The sequence below is a fragment of the Ruegeria sp. BC7 genome, from assembly GCF_056539165.1.
This window is the reverse complement of the sequence record NZ_JBQFUL010000005.1, coordinates 1-15856: the sequence shown is the minus strand read 5'-3', so window position 1 is coordinate 15856 and position 15856 is coordinate 1. Positions and strand designations below refer to the sequence as shown.

At 56.2% G+C, this 15856-nt stretch carries 17 protein-coding genes; 9 read left to right on the top strand and 8 right to left on the bottom strand.

From position 1 onward, the window contains the following. Positions 1 to 10: 10 nt before the first annotated feature. The 3 genes from ACR0KS_RS13660 to ACR0KS_RS13650 form a co-directional block, all read right to left on the bottom strand. Entirely contained in the window at positions 11 to 1012 is a 1002-nt protein-coding gene (locus ACR0KS_RS13660) for a DctP family TRAP transporter solute-binding subunit (protein ID WP_170566775.1), read from the bottom strand. Between the two features lie 369 nt (positions 1013 to 1381). Then, the gene (locus tag ACR0KS_RS13655; protein WP_170566777.1) at positions 1382 to 2611 is read right to left on the bottom strand and encodes a sigma-54-dependent transcriptional regulator; all 1230 of its coding nucleotides are present in this window, start codon (positions 2609 to 2611) and stop codon (positions 1382 to 1384) included. Continuing rightward, positions 2608 to 4347, bottom strand: coding sequence for an ATP-binding protein (locus ACR0KS_RS13650; RefSeq protein WP_170566779.1), 1740 nt, complete (start codon positions 4345 to 4347; stop codon positions 2608 to 2610). The genes ACR0KS_RS13655 and ACR0KS_RS13650 overlap by 4 nt, the downstream gene beginning before the upstream one ends. A gap of 47 nt (positions 4348 to 4394) precedes the next feature. On the opposite strand from ACR0KS_RS13650, the gene ACR0KS_RS13645 reads away from it, so the two are divergent. Beyond that, on the top strand, positions 4395 to 5576 hold the full coding sequence (locus tag ACR0KS_RS13645) for a cytochrome P450 (protein ID WP_170566801.1): 1182 nt from the start codon (positions 4395 to 4397) through the stop codon (positions 5574 to 5576). Between the two features lie 5 nt (positions 5577 to 5581). Here ACR0KS_RS13645 and ACR0KS_RS13640 read toward each other — a convergent pair whose 3' ends face one another. Continuing rightward, on the bottom strand, positions 5582 to 6061 hold the full coding sequence (locus tag ACR0KS_RS13640; RefSeq protein ID WP_170388596.1) for an Lrp/AsnC family transcriptional regulator: 480 nt from the start codon (positions 6059 to 6061) through the stop codon (positions 5582 to 5584). A 141-nt stretch (positions 6062 to 6202) separates the two neighbouring features. Here ACR0KS_RS13640 and cobA point away from each other — a divergent pair, with 141 nt between their 5' ends. From cobA to infC, 7 genes are all read left to right on the top strand, one after another. Further along, positions 6203 to 6979 (top strand): uroporphyrinogen-III C-methyltransferase, encoded by a 777-nt coding sequence (gene cobA, locus ACR0KS_RS13635; RefSeq protein WP_170566781.1) that lies wholly within the window; start codon positions 6203 to 6205, stop codon positions 6977 to 6979. Next, positions 6979 to 7293 (top strand): DUF2849 domain-containing protein, encoded by a 315-nt coding sequence (locus tag ACR0KS_RS13630; protein ID WP_170388600.1) that lies wholly within the window; start codon positions 6979 to 6981, stop codon positions 7291 to 7293. Before cobA ends, ACR0KS_RS13630 begins: the two co-directional genes overlap by 1 nt. 66 nt (positions 7294 to 7359) lie before the next feature. Further along, the gene (locus ACR0KS_RS13625; RefSeq protein ID WP_170566783.1) at positions 7360 to 9024 is read left to right on the top strand and encodes a nitrite/sulfite reductase; all 1665 of its coding nucleotides are present in this window, start codon (positions 7360 to 7362) and stop codon (positions 9022 to 9024) included. Further along, positions 9014 to 9775 (top strand): phosphoadenylyl-sulfate reductase, encoded by a 762-nt coding sequence (locus ACR0KS_RS13620; RefSeq protein WP_170388604.1) that lies wholly within the window; start codon positions 9014 to 9016, stop codon positions 9773 to 9775. Before ACR0KS_RS13625 ends, ACR0KS_RS13620 begins: the two co-directional genes overlap by 11 nt. Next, complete coding sequence (locus ACR0KS_RS13615) at positions 9772 to 10179, top strand: DUF934 domain-containing protein (protein ID WP_170388606.1); 408 nt, start codon at positions 9772 to 9774, stop codon at positions 10177 to 10179. The genes ACR0KS_RS13620 and ACR0KS_RS13615 overlap by 4 nt, the downstream gene beginning before the upstream one ends. Positions 10180 to 10289: 110 nt before the next feature. Then, positions 10290 to 11123: a ferredoxin--NADP reductase gene (locus ACR0KS_RS13610; protein ID WP_170566785.1), complete on the top strand. Its 834-nt coding sequence runs from the start codon at positions 10290 to 10292 to the stop codon at positions 11121 to 11123. A gap of 117 nt (positions 11124 to 11240) precedes the next feature. Next, on the top strand, positions 11241 to 11831 hold the full coding sequence (gene infC / locus ACR0KS_RS13605; protein WP_480693252.1) for a translation initiation factor IF-3: 591 nt from the start codon (positions 11241 to 11243) through the stop codon (positions 11829 to 11831). Between the two features lie 42 nt (positions 11832 to 11873). Here the strand turns inward: infC and ACR0KS_RS13600 are convergent, their stop codons facing one another. From ACR0KS_RS13600 to ACR0KS_RS13590, 3 genes are all read right to left on the bottom strand, one after another. Then, positions 11874 to 12248 carry a hypothetical protein gene (locus ACR0KS_RS13600; protein WP_170556728.1) on the bottom strand — a complete coding sequence of 125 codons (375 nt, stop codon included), beginning with the start codon at positions 12246 to 12248 and terminating at the stop codon, positions 11874 to 11876. Positions 12249 to 12338: 90 nt separating this feature from the next. Beyond that, positions 12339 to 13655, bottom strand: coding sequence for an aspartate aminotransferase family protein (locus ACR0KS_RS13595; protein ID WP_170566787.1), 1317 nt, complete (start codon positions 13653 to 13655; stop codon positions 12339 to 12341). Beyond that, positions 13652 to 14431: a beta-keto acid cleavage family enzyme gene (locus tag ACR0KS_RS13590; protein WP_170566789.1), complete on the bottom strand. Its 780-nt coding sequence runs from the start codon at positions 14429 to 14431 to the stop codon at positions 13652 to 13654. Before ACR0KS_RS13590 ends, ACR0KS_RS13595 begins: the two co-directional genes overlap by 4 nt. A gap of 89 nt (positions 14432 to 14520) precedes the next feature. On the opposite strand from ACR0KS_RS13590, the gene ACR0KS_RS13585 reads away from it, so the two are divergent. Then, positions 14521 to 15420 (top strand): MurR/RpiR family transcriptional regulator, encoded by a 900-nt coding sequence (locus ACR0KS_RS13585; RefSeq protein WP_170566791.1) that lies wholly within the window; start codon positions 14521 to 14523, stop codon positions 15418 to 15420. Between the two features lie 41 nt (positions 15421 to 15461). Here ACR0KS_RS13585 and ACR0KS_RS13580 read toward each other — a convergent pair. Continuing rightward, positions 15462 to 15856 (bottom strand): FAD binding domain-containing protein (locus ACR0KS_RS13580; protein WP_480693244.1); only part of this gene is annotated, 395 nt, incomplete at its 5' end.

Below are 15856 nucleotides of genomic sequence, written 5' to 3'. Positions count from 1 at the left end.
GAACCGAGGTTTAAAACCCGGCGTTGATCGCCTGTGCCGCGTCGATCTTGTCCTGACCCACATCGTCGGCGAACTTGTCCCAGACGGGTTTCATCGCATCGACCCAAGCCTGACGCTGTTCGGGGTTCAGCTCACGAATGATGCCGCCCGCGTCGGTGATCGAGGCTTTGGCCGCTTCGTTCACAGCAAAGGCTTCCTTGTTCCGGGTCGCGGTCACTTCGTCAAGAATGGTAAGGAACTGTTCACGCACTTCCGGCTCGAGGCTGTCCAACCAGTCAACCGAGGTCACGACCAGATAGTCGATGATGCCGTGATTGGTCTCGGTGATGCCGTCCTGCACCTCAAAGAACTTCTTGCCGTAGATGTTGGACCAGGTGTTTTCCTGCCCGTCCACAACACCCTGCTGCAGCGCACCATAGACTTCCGAGAACGCCATTTTCTGCGGGCTGCCACCAATGGCTTCCATCTGCGCCACCAGCACGTCTGAGGACTGCACGCGGAACTTCAAACCATCCGCGTCTGACGGGCTTTCCAGCGGTTTATTGGCCGACATCTGCTTCATGCCGTTGTGCCAGAACGCAAGCCCCTGCAGGCCGCGACGCTGCATGCTGTCTTTCATGGCCTGACCGTCAGCGGACGCCTGGAATGCATCGACCGCATCGATGTTCTTGAACATGAACGGCAGGTCAAACAGGCGGAACTGCTTGGTGAATTTCTCGAATTTCGACAGCGAGGGCGCGGCCAGTTGCACGTCGCCCTGCAACATCGCCTCTAGCACCTTGTCGTCGTTATAGAGAGTCGAGTTCGGATAGACCTCCATGCACATGACGCCGTTCATCTCGTCATTGACGCGCTGCTCCAGCAGAGAGGCCGCGATGCCCTTGGGGTGTTTGTCCGTGTTCGTCACATGGGCGAACTTTACTACGATTTCACCGTCGTCGCAGGCCGCCATACCAGCGGTCGCGGTCACGGTCAGTGCAACAGCGGTTGCAGCCGTTGTCAGGAATTTCATCTGTATCTTCCTCCCAGACTTCCTTGATACTTCAAAGGACGCACAGTTGGCGTCGCATGGCGGCGAGTGAACCGAATCGTCACTCACTGCTCAACTTTTTGTTCAAAGCTCAAAGTCACTCGGATTTATTGTTTTATTACAGACACTAACGGATGTTCGCACCCTGAAGCGACCCGCACGCACATTTTCATGTGCGAAATTTCGCACAGGTTTATTCAGCTTTGTGCGAGTTTCCGCACAACTTGCGAATCAACCGGAAGGAATCAGTTGGTTTTGACCAAGTGCCAACCGCAGTCCCCGCAAGGGGACTGCCACGCCCAACGTCTTTAACTGCATGACTATGCAGGGAAAGGGGGCGGGAGCTTCAAGTTACCTCCGATAGTCCTCGGGCCGAATCTGGTAGCGTGCGAGTTTGTCGTAAAATGTCTTTCGCGGCAGCTTTAAAGCCTTGGCTGCGTCTGCGGCCTTTCCATTGTGCCGACCCAATGCAGCGATAAGCAAAGAACGCTCTACTTGCGCCATTTGTTCGCTCAAACCCAAATCAGTGGCGCGTGTTACTTCTTCTGGCATACCAAGGACAAAGCGCATCGCAGCCGACATGAGAGAGCGCGCATTTCCCGGCCAATCGCTAGCCATAAGCGAAGCCAAGTGCTCTGAGGTGACTTCCGGCGCGGCGATCCCCGCCTGTTCTGCAGCCTGCCCTACATAGTGCCGAAAAATCACCGGAATATCTTCGGGACGCTCCGCAAGCGACGGAATTCTGACCCGCATTACATCCAATCTATAGAAAAGATCGGCGTGGAACTGGCCTTCGGCTGACAAGCCAGCCAGATCAGCCGTTGTTCCCGCCAGTATTCTCGAGCCGACCCCCTGTTCAATCATCTCAAGCGCAGCATATTGAGTCGCTTCAGGCATCGTACCGATTTCGTCCAGAAACAGTGATCCTCCAGCAGCGTCTTCACAGGCGCGCGCCAAATCTTCTGTTGTCAGCCCCGAGGCGGGTCGCTTCACAAATGCGCCCTGCACTTGAGGCGACATCATGTGAATGACCTCGGCAACCTTGGCGATTCCGCTACCAGCGGGTCCAGTCACAAGCACTTCGGCGTTGGTCGGGCCGACGGTGCGCACGCGATTTCGCAACGCCTCGGCCTGCTTTGAATGACCGAAAAGTAAACGCGCCGCCGGATCACCGCGCTCAAGCTCTCGCTTTACCGCGCGCTGTTCGAGAATCTGCGACCGTGCGCCCATCGCGCGGCCGAGCACGTCCAACAATTCGGCCGCCGCACATGGTTTTTCCAGGAAATCGAACGCTCCTTTCCCCATCGCCTGAACCGCCATTGGAATATCACCCTCCCCGGTCAGAAGAATGACGGGAAGATCGGGATCAACTTCATGGGCATATGTTAGCAGGTGAAACCCGTCCCGACCGGGCATACGGATATCTGAAACAATGACGCCCGAAAAATCGGCACGGATATGATCCTTGGCGGCAACGAATGATCCTGCGGTCACTGGCGCGTAATCCGCCAATTCAAGCGTCTGCGCCAGTGCCTCACGCACGGCGGCATCATCATCGACCAGCAAAACCTTTCGGGTCATATCACTTCTTTTTCCCTGAAATGCTCAAGTTCAACAGTAAACACCGCGCCCCTCTCGGTATTTGAGCCACTAATGTTTCCACCAAAACTCTGAACCAGACCATATGAAATCGAAAGTCCCAGTCCCATACCTTCGGATGACCCAACGGTTTTGGTCGTATAAAACGGCTCGAACAGCTTTTCCGAGTTTTCTATACCGGGGCCGATATCTCGAACAGTAACAGACAGTTTAGAGCCAGTCCCCATGCGAATACGGATGCGCACAAGCCGTTCGTCCTGATGGCTCATGGCGTCGGCTGCATTGTTGATGAGATTTACGAACACCTGAACCAGCCGAACTTCACCACCCCACGCAAAAACAGGCTCGGCTGGTGAGACCCAATCCATCTCGACCTGTTCAGCACGCAACCGCGCTTCGGTCAGTTCAACTGCGGTGTTGATGACCTGCACCAGATTGACCTTGCCCATTGGCTCACTTTCGTTTCGCGCAAAGGCCCGAAGGTTCTTGATGATCCGAGCCATTCGAGCCGCCATATCGGAAATACGGGTCAGGTTTTCAGCAGCCCTTTCCTCGCGCCCTCGCGACAGAAACGCGGCCCCGTTATCTGCAAATTGTTGAATCGCCATCAATGGCTGGTTTAATTCGTGGCTGATACCGGCCGACATTTGCCCCAGCGCACTGAGCTTACCGGCCTGAATAAGTTCTTCCTGTGCGTGCTTGAGTGCCGATTCTGCTTCTTGTCTTTCGTACACCTCGCGCCGCAACGCTGTGTTGGCCGCTGTCAGTGCATGGGTTCTTTGCGCCACACGGCTTTCCAAGACTGCATTGGCTTGAGCCAGCGTGCGTCTGCGCTCGGTTGCCAGAAAAAGCAGGGCACCGAAGGCCAGGCATATCGCTGCTACGGTCGCCGCCTGCAAACCCGCCAAACGGCGGGCCGGAGCGATATCCATCACGACCTCTCCGGTCATCCCGATAACGGGCAGATCGCGGCTTAGATGCAGGGCGCGAGACGGCAAATACGGCCCCCACCCCAAATCCCAAACTTCAAAGGGGCCAACCTGATGCGCCGCAAAGGTGAAAGTTTCACCGTTTGGCGGCGTAAGCCCCGACTGACCCACATCGCGTTTCCAGAACAGCAGGTCGGTCCGGTTTGAAATAAACACGTCCCCATCGCGATCCACAAAGAATACGGCTTCGGTGCTGCCTCTCCATTCCTGTTCGATGTCCTCGACATCCGCAATAACGACAAGCGCGCCTAAGACCGTACCGTCGGGCGCAAAATCCGGGGCGGCGTAGGAAAAAAAGCGATCACCCTGATCGCGCAGAATTCCATGCTCGCTTCCCAAAGCCCCCTGCATTGCGCGCTCGAACGCTGGTTGCCCGGCGACACTACCGCCGACTACATCATGGGCAGCAGCCAGCACGCGACCTGTTGGATCGGCATACAATACGTCCACTGCTGCCGTCTTGTCTGCGACTTCCAACAAAAGCGCGCGCGCCCGTGAAGGGTCATCTGAACTTTGCAGGTTTCGCAGGTGTGGGTGGCCCGTCATTAAAACAGCCAATTCCTGATAGACCTGCAGTTGCGTGCTCAATCGATCGGATGCAAGTTCCAGATCCGCTTCGGCCTTTTCACTAAGTTGCGAAAGAGCCTGCCGATAGCCGTAAGACCACACGCCAGTCGACAAGAGTGCGACAGCAAACAGAAATCCCAGAACGATCCAAACCCTTTGCATGCCACAGGGTCTTGCATCCGACGGGCCGCATGGCAAGTGTGCTGGGCATGAAGACGTTGTTCCAATCGCCAGTCGAGCCGGGGTTTGTTCAAAACCCCTACCCTTTTTATGACAGGGCCAGAGCACACGGAGATATGGTCTTTTGGGATGACTACAAAATGCCTGCCGCCGTTTCGCACGCCGCTGTGCAATCTCTTTTGAAAGATCGTCGCTTTGGTCGCGAGGTCCCGGACGAAATCAAAACACACGGCCCAAACCACCTTGCGCCTTGGTTGGCTGTTGAGAGACATTCGCTGCTAGAGGCCGAGCCACCACGCCACACTAGACTGCGCGCCTTGGTGATGCGTGCTTTCACCTCGCGTGCGGTGTCCTCGCTTGAGGCAACAATCCATGACCTCAGCAACTCTCTGATAGACAGCTTTCCTACCTCGTCATTCGATTTGCTTGACGCATTTTGCACACAGATACCGGTTATCACGATCTGTCGGCTTCTTGGTGTCCCTGAAGACGAGTCGCCCAACCTGTTGCGCTGGTCTCATAAAATGGTGGCCATGTATCAGGCCGGAAGAACCCGCCAAACCGAAGACGACGCAGCCGCTGCCTCGCAGGAGTTCACAGATTTTCTGACCTCATATATCGAGCTTCGCCGCGACGATCCGCGCGATGACCTGATAACGCGCCTTATCGCCGCCGAGGAAGACGGTGAAAAACTTTCGCGGGATGAGCTGGTGGCGACATGCATCCTGCTGTTGAACGCCGGGCATGAGGCCACTGTTCATTCGCTGGGCAACGGGGTCAAAACAGTTCTGCAACAAGGTGTTAGCAAAAACGCTTTTTCCCCGGACACAATCGACAAATCGGTCGAGGAAATCCTGCGTTTTGATCCTCCTCTGCATATGTTTACACGCTACGCCTATGAGGAGGTTGAGATTTTCGGGCACCGTTTCAAACGCGGGGATGAGGTGGCGCTGCTGCTAGGCGCCGCCAATCGAGATCCACTGGTTTGGACAGATCCAAACGCGTTCAACCCAACCCGGCCGGTCGTCACCAATTCCAGCTTCGGCGGTGGCTTGCATTTCTGCGTGGGTGCTCCTCTTGCGCGACTGGAGATGCGCATCGCTTTATCGACCCTGTTTGAGCGCTGCCCAAATCTGCAGCTCAGCGCGTCGCCAGAATATTCAAATAGCTACCATTTTCACGGGCTGACCGGTCTGATGGTCGAGACGTAAGGAACTCAACCCTCAATCAACGCATTCAACGGCAGCATCGTGGTCGACTTGATTTCCTCCATCGACAGCAACGCCGTGACGTTGTGAACACGCACCTCAGAGATCAGTGTCTGGTAGAACTCGTCATACGCACGGGCGTTTTTGACGCGGACTTTCAGTATATAGTCGATGTCTCCCGCCAGCCTGTGCGCCTCTTGCACCTCTGGGCGATCCCGTAGTGCTTTGAGGAACCTACGTTGCCAGTCGGCCTCGTGTTCAGAAGTGCGAATGAGAACGAAAAACGTAGCCTCGAACCCTAGCGCCTCGGCGTCCAGCAAAACGGTCTGCTGACCAATGACACCTGCCCCTTTGAGCTTGCGGATTCGATTCCAGACCGGCGTTTTGGAACTGCCCACCCGAGCTGCAATTTCGTCCAGAGATTGACTGGCATCGCGCTGAAGCTCTACTAGAATTTTCCGATCCGTATCGTCAATCCGCACTGACATTCCAATTTTTCCTTCGATTTAAAACCCGCGTCCCGTTTGGGGCTACTCACGGAACGTATGTTCTTATTTATACGCACATATGGCGCAAAACCGGGAATATTTCCTATAATGCACTGCAAGTCAAACCACGCGGAACTGAACATGCAGTCTAGGCAATCACATGATGGCGCAGGTCACGTCGACTTTGTCGGCGCCGGTCCGGGCGACCCGGAATTGCTGACGCTCAAGGCGCTGAAAGCTTTTGAGCGCGCGGACGTTGTACTGCATGACCGTCTGATCAGCGCCGATGTCTTGAAGCTGGCTGGAAAGAAAGCAACGCTTGTCGATGTTGGCAAGGCAGGGTTCGGCCCGTCTTGGAAGCAAGAAGACATAGACGCGCTTCTGGTCGACCATGCTCTGAAAGGCCAGCGTGTCGTTCGCCTGAAGTCTGGCGACCCAACCGTATTTGGTCGCCTGGACGAAGAAATCGAAGCGCTGGAAGCAGCCGGGATTGCGTGGCGCATTGTTCCTGGCATCACCGCGGCCTCTGCTGCCGTCGCCGGGATCGGCCAAAGCCTGACGCGGCGCGGTCGGAATTCATCGGTGCGATTTTTGACAGGCCACGACATGAAAGGGTTCGCTGATCATGACTGGAGCGCACTGGCGCGTCCCGGTTCCGTTGCCGCGATCTACATGGGCAAAAAATCCGCGCGTTTCATTCAAGGTCGCCTGATCATGCACGGCGCGGACCGTGCCACCCCTGTGACTTTAATCGAGAACGCCTCACGCCCAGACCAACGCATTCTGGCGTCGACGCTGGATCAACTAACAACAGATCTGACGGCCGCCAATATGGACGGCCCAACCCTCACTTTTTATGGCCTCGAACCGCGCAAGTCGGTCGGCGCCCTGACCGAATTCAAGAAGGAGCACGCCTGATGGCCCGCGCTTTTACCCCCAAAGTGGTGACCGCCAATGACCTGTTGGAAGGCGATGTCATCTACCTCACCGAAGATGATCGCTGGTCGCGTGAACTGGCGGACGCGGAGCTGATAACTGACGAAGCGCATGCACAGGTTCGCCTTTTGGATGCCGAACGTCAGGCCAACAAGATCGTTGGCGCGTATCTTGCCGATGCGGTAGCAGGTGAAAACGGTCCTGAACCCTCTCATTTTCGGGAAGATTTCCGTCGGACTGGCCCGTCCAACTATGCCCACGGCAAACAGGAAACTTCCCCGCAGCCCCGGACCTGAGCACAGGCCCTCTCTCTCCCCTTCAAGGCCCCCAGGTTTCGGGGCTGCAACTAAGGACAGCTAATCATGTATCGCTACTCCGAGTTCGACACAGCATTTTTGGCAGAACGCAACAAACAGTTCCGCGCTCAGGTTGAGCGTCGTATCGACGGCTCATTGACCGAGGACGAGTTCAAACCCCTTCGCCTGATGAACGGCCTGTATCTGCAGCTGCACGCCTATATGCTGCGGGTCGCTATTCCTTATGGCACGCTCTCCAGTGCGCAGATGCGTCAATTGGCCCTGCTGGCCGAGAAGTGGGACAAAGGGTACGGCCATTTCACCACCCGTCAGAACATCCAGTACAACTGGCCAAAGCTGAAAGACGTGCCGGATATGCTGGACGCGCTGGGCGAGGTTGGCATGCACGCCATTCAAACCTCGGGCAACACGATCCGCAACGTGACCGCCGACCATTTCGCCGGTGCCGCCGCCGATGAGATCGCCGACCCGCGCCCCTATGCGGAACTGCTGCGCCAGTGGTCGACCGACCACCCGGAATTCCAGTTCATGCCGCGCAAGTTCAAGATCGCCATCACCGGCAGCGAGAATGACCGCGCCGTGATCAAGGCGCACGATATCGGCCTGCAACTGGTTGAACGTGACGGCGTTCTGGGCGCGCGCGTCATCGTCGGCGGCGGCCTGGGCCGCACACCGATGATCGGCAAAGAGCTTTCTGAATTCGTCGCCTTCGACGACCTGCTGGCCTATCTTGAGGCCACCGTGTCCGTCTGGAACCAGATCGGCCGCCGCGACAACAAGTACAAAGCGCGCATCAAGATCACCGTGCACGAAAATGGCATCGACACCATTCGCGCCAAAGTTAATGAGCGTTTCCTGCAGGTTCGCCCGCAATTCAAGGGTGCCGACATGGATCTGCTGGACGAGATCAAGGGCCACTTTGCGGCCCCGGCCTTCCGCGAAGCCTCGGTTGCGTCGTTTGAAAGTGCCTACACCAATGATCCGGTTTTCCGCTCGTGGGTCGATACAAACATCGCGCCGCACAAGAACGCTGACCACGCGATTGTCACGATCTCGATCAAGAAACATGGCGCAACGCCCGGCGATGCAACCGCCGAGCAGATGCGCGTGATGGCTGATCTGGCCGAAGAGTTCGCCTATGACGAGCTGCGTATCAGCCATGAGCAGAACGTGATCCTGCCGCATGTCCACAAATCAGACCTGCCCGCGATCCACGCGAAGCTGAAAGAATACGAGCTGGCCACCGCCAATATCGGCCTGATCAGCGATATCATCGCCTGCCCCGGCATGGACTACTGTGCGCTGGCTACGGCGCGTTCGATCCCGGTTGCTCAGGAAATCGCAACCCGTTTCGACGACCTGAAGCTCGAACATGATATCGGCCACCTGAAGATCAAAATCTCGGGCTGCATCAACGCCTGTGGGCATCACCACGTTGGGCATATCGGCATTCTGGGTCTGGATCGCGCAGGCGTCGAGAACTACCAGATAACGCTGGGTGGCGACGGCACCGAGACAGCTGCCATCGGCGACCGCACAGGTCCGGGCTTTGCCTATGATGAGATCGTCCCCGCCGTCGAGCGGATCGTGAATACCTATCTGGAACAGCGTGAGAGCGCCGAGGAGGAATTCCTGCAAACCTACCGTCGTGTGGGCATGGCTCCGTTCAAGGCAGCTCTTTACCCCGAGGCTCAGGCGAATGCCGCTTGATCTAATCCAGACGGAACTGGGCAAAGATCGCAGCGAACTGACCGAAAAGGTCGAAGCGCTGAACGCCCGGTTCCGGCACCACAGCGCACATGACGTGATGCACGGTGCTATAGAAGAAATTGACGACCTTGCCCTAGTCTCCAGCTTTGGGGCAGAGTCGGTTGTGTTGCTGCACATGGCGGCGGTGGTCGACAAGATGACCCCGGTGCTGTTCATCGACACCCAGATGCTGTTCACCGAAACGCTGGAATACCAGCAAGAGGTGAGCGAACGGCTGGGTCTGAAGAACGTGAAAATCATTCGCGCGGATGAAGACGATGTTCAGCGCGATGATCCCTACGGCGCGCTGCGCCTGCGGGACACGGATGCGTGCTGCAACCTGCGCAAAACGTTTCCGCTGCAACAAGCCCTGTCCGGCTATTGCGGCTGGATCACGGGGCGCAAGCGGTTTCAGGCTGGCACTCGTGCGGCGCTCGACTTCTTTGAGGTCGAGGATGGCACTGGCCGGATCAAGGTGAACCCACTGGCGCATTGGGCGCCCGAGGACGTGCGCGCCTATATGGATGAAAACAACCTGCCCCGGCATCCGCTGGTGGCCAAAGGATACCCTTCGATCGGCTGTGCGCCCTGCACCTCGCCGGTCAAAGAGGGCGAAGACCCCCGCGCCGGACGTTGGCGCGACCAGAACAAGGAAGAATGCGGCATCCATTTTGTCGATGGCAAGATGGTGCGCGCCGGAGAGAAAACATGAATGTAATCGTAACAGATGAGGGGTTCGCCCCCGATGACTGGACCGATGGCTTTGTCGCGCTTGAAGACACAGCCAATGACGTAGTCGCGCTGGACGTACCTTCCGACGCGGACCCGGACGAGCTGGCTGAGCGGCTCGGAGGCGCCAAGATGGTGCGGATTGACTTTCCCTCCTTTGCGGACGGTCGCGGGTTCACCATCGCGCGGACACTGCGTTTGAAAGGCTATACGGGGCGTCTGCGTGCCAAGGGCCATATTTTGGCTGACCAGTACGCAATGGCGCGCCGCAGTGGTTTTGATGAAGTCGAAATCGACCAAACCCTTGCCAACCGTCAGCCCGAAGATCAGTGGCTGGCACGCTCTGACTGGCAGGAAAACAACTACCAGGCCCGACTGCGCGGTTGATTTCGCCAAATGGACGCTTGTGACAGGACGTGGGGGCAACTGCCCCCTTTTCCTGACTTGGATCAAAGATTAAACGGAGATGTCGGTTTACCCAGCCGGCAGTGAAAACGATGACAGAGATGAAGCCCGTGACCGAAGCAACCGCCGTAAAGGCCCCCGTTCTGCCGGACGCCCAGACTGTAACTGACGTCAAACATTGGACCGATAGCCTGTTCTCTTTCAAGGTGTCGCGCCCTGCCTCGCTGCGGTTCCGCTCGGGCGAGTTCGTGATGATCGGTTTGTTGGGTGACAACGGCAAACCGCTGCTGCGCGCCTATTCGATCGCTTCGCCGTCATGGGATGAAGAACTGGAGTTCTACTCGATCAAGGTGCAGGACGGTCCTCTGACTTCGAAACTGCAACACATCAAGCCCGGCGATCAGATCATCCTGCGCCCCAAGCCAGTTGGCACGCTGGTCCATGACGCCCTGCTGCCCGGCAAACGCCTGTGGTTCTTTGCAACCGGCACCGGCTTTGCGCCTTTCGCCTCGTTGCTGCGCGAACCGCAGACCTATGAGGACTATGACGAAATCATCATCACCCACACCTGCCGCGAAGTGGCCGAGCTGGAATATGGCCGTCAACTGATCGAAAACATCCGGCAGGATGAGATGCTGGCAGAGCTGATGGGCGAAGGTTTTGCCGACAAGATTCGCTATTACCCGACCACAACTCGGGAGGAGAGCCCCAAGATGGGCCGCATCACCAATCTGTTGAAAGACGGAACCGTGTTCGCGGATCTTGGCATTGAAGGCGGCATCAAACCGGAAACGGACCGAGCGATGGTGTGCGGCTCGCTGGCCTTTAACCTTGATATTAAGGAAATCCTTGAAGAATTCGGGCTGCGCGAAGGCGCAAACTCCGAGCCCAAGGAATTTGTGATCGAAAAAGCCTTTGTTGGCTAATCAGACCACGCCGGTCACTGTCCAGACTGTGACCGGCACACAAACCTGCCGTGAATCCTGTGAATTTCAATCGTTTCAGCGCTGTTGGCGCTTGAATCAGGGCGCGTGGCAGTCTAAATTTCGGGCTCGAAATTCTGCAATCATCAAAGGAATGAACCCATAGCCCGCAGACCTCACAACGCGCCGCCGCAACGAGAAACTGGCCCGCGCGTCAATGAAAAGATCCGTGCCCCCGAAATTCGCCTGATTGGTGCTGATGGAGAAAACGTCGGGGTGGTTCATCCCGCTAAAGCCATGCAACTTGCCGCCGATGCCGGCCTCGACCTGGTTGAGATTTCGCCGAACGCGAACCCTCCGGTCTGCAAGATCATGGATTTTGGCAAGTTCAAGTACGAACAGCAGAAACGCGAAAGTGAAGCGCGCAAGAAGCAAAAAATCATCGAGGTGAAAGAGGTCAAGTTCCGGCCTAACACCGACACGCATGACTATGACGTCAAGATGAAGAACGTCTTCAAGTTTCTGGAAAAGGGCGACAAAGTCAAAGTTACCCTGCGCTTCCGTGGCCGTGAAATGGCGCACCAGAACCTGGGGCGTGAGCTGCTGGAACGTGTGGCCGAGGACATCAAGGAATTGGGCAAGGTCGAGAACATGCCCAAGATGGAAGGTCGTCAGATGATCATGATGATCGGTCCTCTTCCACAGAAATAAACCAACACACCGTTGCGATCCAAAGCCCCCTTTCAGGGGGCTTTATTGTTCCGCCTGCCGTTCCCGCAGCCAGACGATCGAGTCGTTCAGATCAAAGGCCAGGGAAATCAGGTCAACCACCAGCAAAAGCAGCAAGAAACGCGCGTATTCGGGCGACAGCACCGTGCCATCGGTCAGCAACATTATGATGATGGCGACCAATGGAACCCAGCATATGAGATGGGGCAACGCCATCGCCTTTGTCATCCCGCGAGCAGCACGAATGATCGGAATATTCAGCGCCATGCCAGTCACCGACAAGGCGGCGATCAATGCGCCCTGTGGTTGATCAACAAATGCGAGCGGCGCCAAATTTACCGGAATTAGGACGAACACCATCCAAATCTGAACCCAAAGCGGTAAATTCCTAAAACTCATCCAAATATCGCGGATCATCACTCACCCAATCGCAATCATATTAATCAACTACTTTATTGATTGCACAGGATTAGTCAGTTCACAAACACGTTAAACGACTGCGGCTATCGCTTTGCTCAACTTTGTGACCATTTCGCCGATTTGGGCCTCTTGAATAACAAACGGAGGTGCCAAAAGAATGTGGTCCCCCAATCTACCATCCCGCGTCCCGGACATTGGATAGCAGATCAGCCCTTCTGCCAACGCAGACTTCTTTATTTTCGCCGCGATCCCCAGCGAAGGATCGAACGGCGTTTTCTCAGCCCGGTTGGAAACCAGCTCCAATCCACGGAACAAACCTCGGCCCCGGACATCGCCGACAAACGGATTCTTACCAAATTCGGCCTGTAGCGCATCTTGCAGCGTCTCGCCCATTTCCACGGTACGAGCTGGAAGGTCATGCCGGATCAACTCCTGGACGACCGCAAGCGCAGCGGCTGTCGCAACAGGATGCCCTATATAAGTGTGACCGTGTTGGAAAAAGCCCGACCCATCCCGGATGGCGTCATATATCCTGCTGGTGCAAAGCATGGCTCCTATCGGTTGGTACCCTGCGCCCAACCCTTTGGCGATGCACAAAATATCCGGGGCGACACGGTCATGATCACAGGCGAACAAATGGCCTGTTCTCCCCATACCGCACATCACCTCGTCTAGTATCAACAGCACACCGTATTTGTCGCAAATCTCGCGAATACGTCTAAAATACCCATCAACCGCCGGAACCGCACCCAAGGTTGCGCCGACAACAGGTTCAGCCATGAATGCCATAACAGAGTCCGGCCCCAACCGCAGAATCTCGGCCTCCAGCTCGTTTGCAACGCGTTGGCCGTAGTCAAAACTGCTCTCGCCTTCCGGCTTTTCCGCGTATTCATAGCACGGAGAAATATGACTCATCTCAATCAACATCGGGGCAAATTGCGCACGCCGCCACGCATTGCCCCCAGCGGAAAGAGCGCCCAGCGTATTGCCGTGATAGCTCTGCCGTCGCGCAATCACATGACGACGTTCCGGTTCACCGATCTCAAGGAAATACTGACGCGCCAGTTTGATCGCGGCCTCCGTTGCCTCGGACCCTCCCGAGACGAAATACACGCGGTCAAGGTCGCCGGGCGCATGTTCGATCAGTAAATCTGCTAGTGCCTCGGCAGGTTCGGACGTCATAAACCCAGTGTGCGCAAAAGCTATTTTGCCAACTTGATCCTGAACCGCCTCAATAACGGTCTGGTTCGAGTGCCCCAGACAAGACACGGCAGCGTCCCCGCAATCCAGATAGCGCCGCCCATGATCATCAATCAAATAACATCCTTCCCCAGCAACGGCGACAGGTGGGCTTGATTTTGTATGTCTCGGGAAAACGTGGCTCATTGTTCTTCCTCGCGCAAAGTTGCAACAAGCGCCGACACCGAAGCGGCGTTGTCCCTCCAGGGGTTTCCATTTTGGTCTGTCATGCTGTTCTCAAATCCGACACGCACATCCCCGCCACGTCGAGCAGCCAAACGAAGGCAAGCGTGCTCCTGCCGACCGAAAGCGCACACCATCCACTTGCCATTCTGGGTCGGAAAGTTTTCAAGATCCGTCGGAGTGGATTGCTGACCATCCGCATAACGGCCCAGCACCAAGAGGCGGTCCGTTTGTTCGGGCTGCACAACCCCTTCCGTCATCCATCGCGACAAAAGCGCGGCGTCATCTGCATCGTACAATATGTGCTGCACCTCCGTTCCCTGCTCGGCACATACCGCGTAGACAGAATTGGCCAGCTCTGGCGATCTTGCGATCTCTCGGACTGCAATTGATGCCCATGAGGGTTGAACTTTCGTAAGACAATCAAGCTGAGCGGCTACGTCGAAAACTCCGGCGGCTTCAGTCGTAATCTGAATATCCATCCCAGGCACTGACCGTTGCAGTTCAGCGATTGTTTCCAGATACTTGCCCGCATCCAAGGAATGTTGCCCAGCGTTGTCGCGTACATGCAAATGAATACCATGTGCGCCGGCTTTGAAACAGGATTGCGCGGCCTCGACAATCTGTTCGGTAGAAACCGGAAGCTGCGCGTGGTCTTCCCGACCACGACGCGCACCATTCGGGGCGACCAGAATATAGTGCCCCTTAAACTCTCTGCCTTTTACATGACGTTTGTTCATTGGAACCGCCTTCAAATCTCGCTGCCTCTCTACCTATCAACTCGAAGTTTTCAATTTCCAAAAAAGAAAACATATGTTTTTTTACTTCTATGAATGACACTCTGAAGCAACTGACCAACAAGCTGCGGCAGGACATCGACACGATGCCGCCCAGCCTTCAGGCCGCCGCAAAATACATATTGGACTTTCCCGGCGATTTTGGTCTCGACCCCATTCGCGTAACCGCAGCGAATATCGGCGTAAGCTCGAATGCCTTGGTTCGATTGGCCCTAAGAATGGGTTTCGATGGGTTTGAGGCGTTTAGAACTCCGTTTCGACAGGCGTTGGTCACTGACCGAGAAGACGAGCTTGGTCATGATTGGTTAACCAGCTTGCAGGACGGAGACGCGCTAGAACAGGCGCAGTCAAAATACGCACAAAACGCCCTGAACGTGGTGGCGCGCTCACTCCGCCTGATGCAGCCGGATAAGGTTCAACAGGCCGTTGAATTTATCACCCGATCACGCAGATGTTTTGTCACGGGAACTCGGGCTAGTTACTCTCTGTCCTACTATTTCTCATATGCTGGCCGCATGGCTCATCCAGGCATCCAGCTTGCGCCCAGGCATATGGGGTCCGCGATCGATGACCTGCTTGACGCCGATCCACAAGATTGTCTTTTGGCAATAACGGTTCTGCCGTATTCAGCAGACACCATACAATCGATGCGCTACGCGAAACAAAAAGGTATGCGCATCATTCTGATCTCAGACAGCGAAGTGATCGCGCCCAACATCGACCCGGACGTAACCTTTCAAATCAGCGCCCGATCTTTGCACGATTTCACCAACTTTTCCGGCGCAATGGCCGTTCTGGACTGCATTTTGGCACATCTTTACGACGCCGGAGGCGACGATGCACGCCAACGCGCGAAACGCTATCAGGAAGCCCGCGAACACACCGGCGCATATTGGCGACCTTCAAAAGCTCCGCGGATACGAGGTTCTTAACCAAGGCCCAACTTATATGGGCCTTGGTTTGAGTTGTGTTTTTAAGCGCAGGCGTTGATTGCGCGTTTTGTCATGACGCTGACGAGGTGCGCGCGGTAGTCCTTGCTGCCATGCAGGTCGCTGATCATGTTGGCGGGATTGATGCTCAGGCCGGTCAGGGCGTCGGCGCGGAACTCCTTGGTCAGAGCGTCCTCTGCCTCGGACCAGCGGAACACGCCATCCTCACTGGCACCGGTGACGGCCACGCGGACGCCGTCAGCGAACCGCGCGAGATAGACGCCCACCATAGCGAACCGGGACGCAGGCTGCAGGAACTTCTGATAGCTCGCGGCTTGCGGCACCGGAAAGCGGATCGAGGTGATGATCTCGCCCTCATCCAACGCCGTGGTGAACATGCCCTGAAAGAACTCATCCGCCGCGATCTGCCGCGCATTGG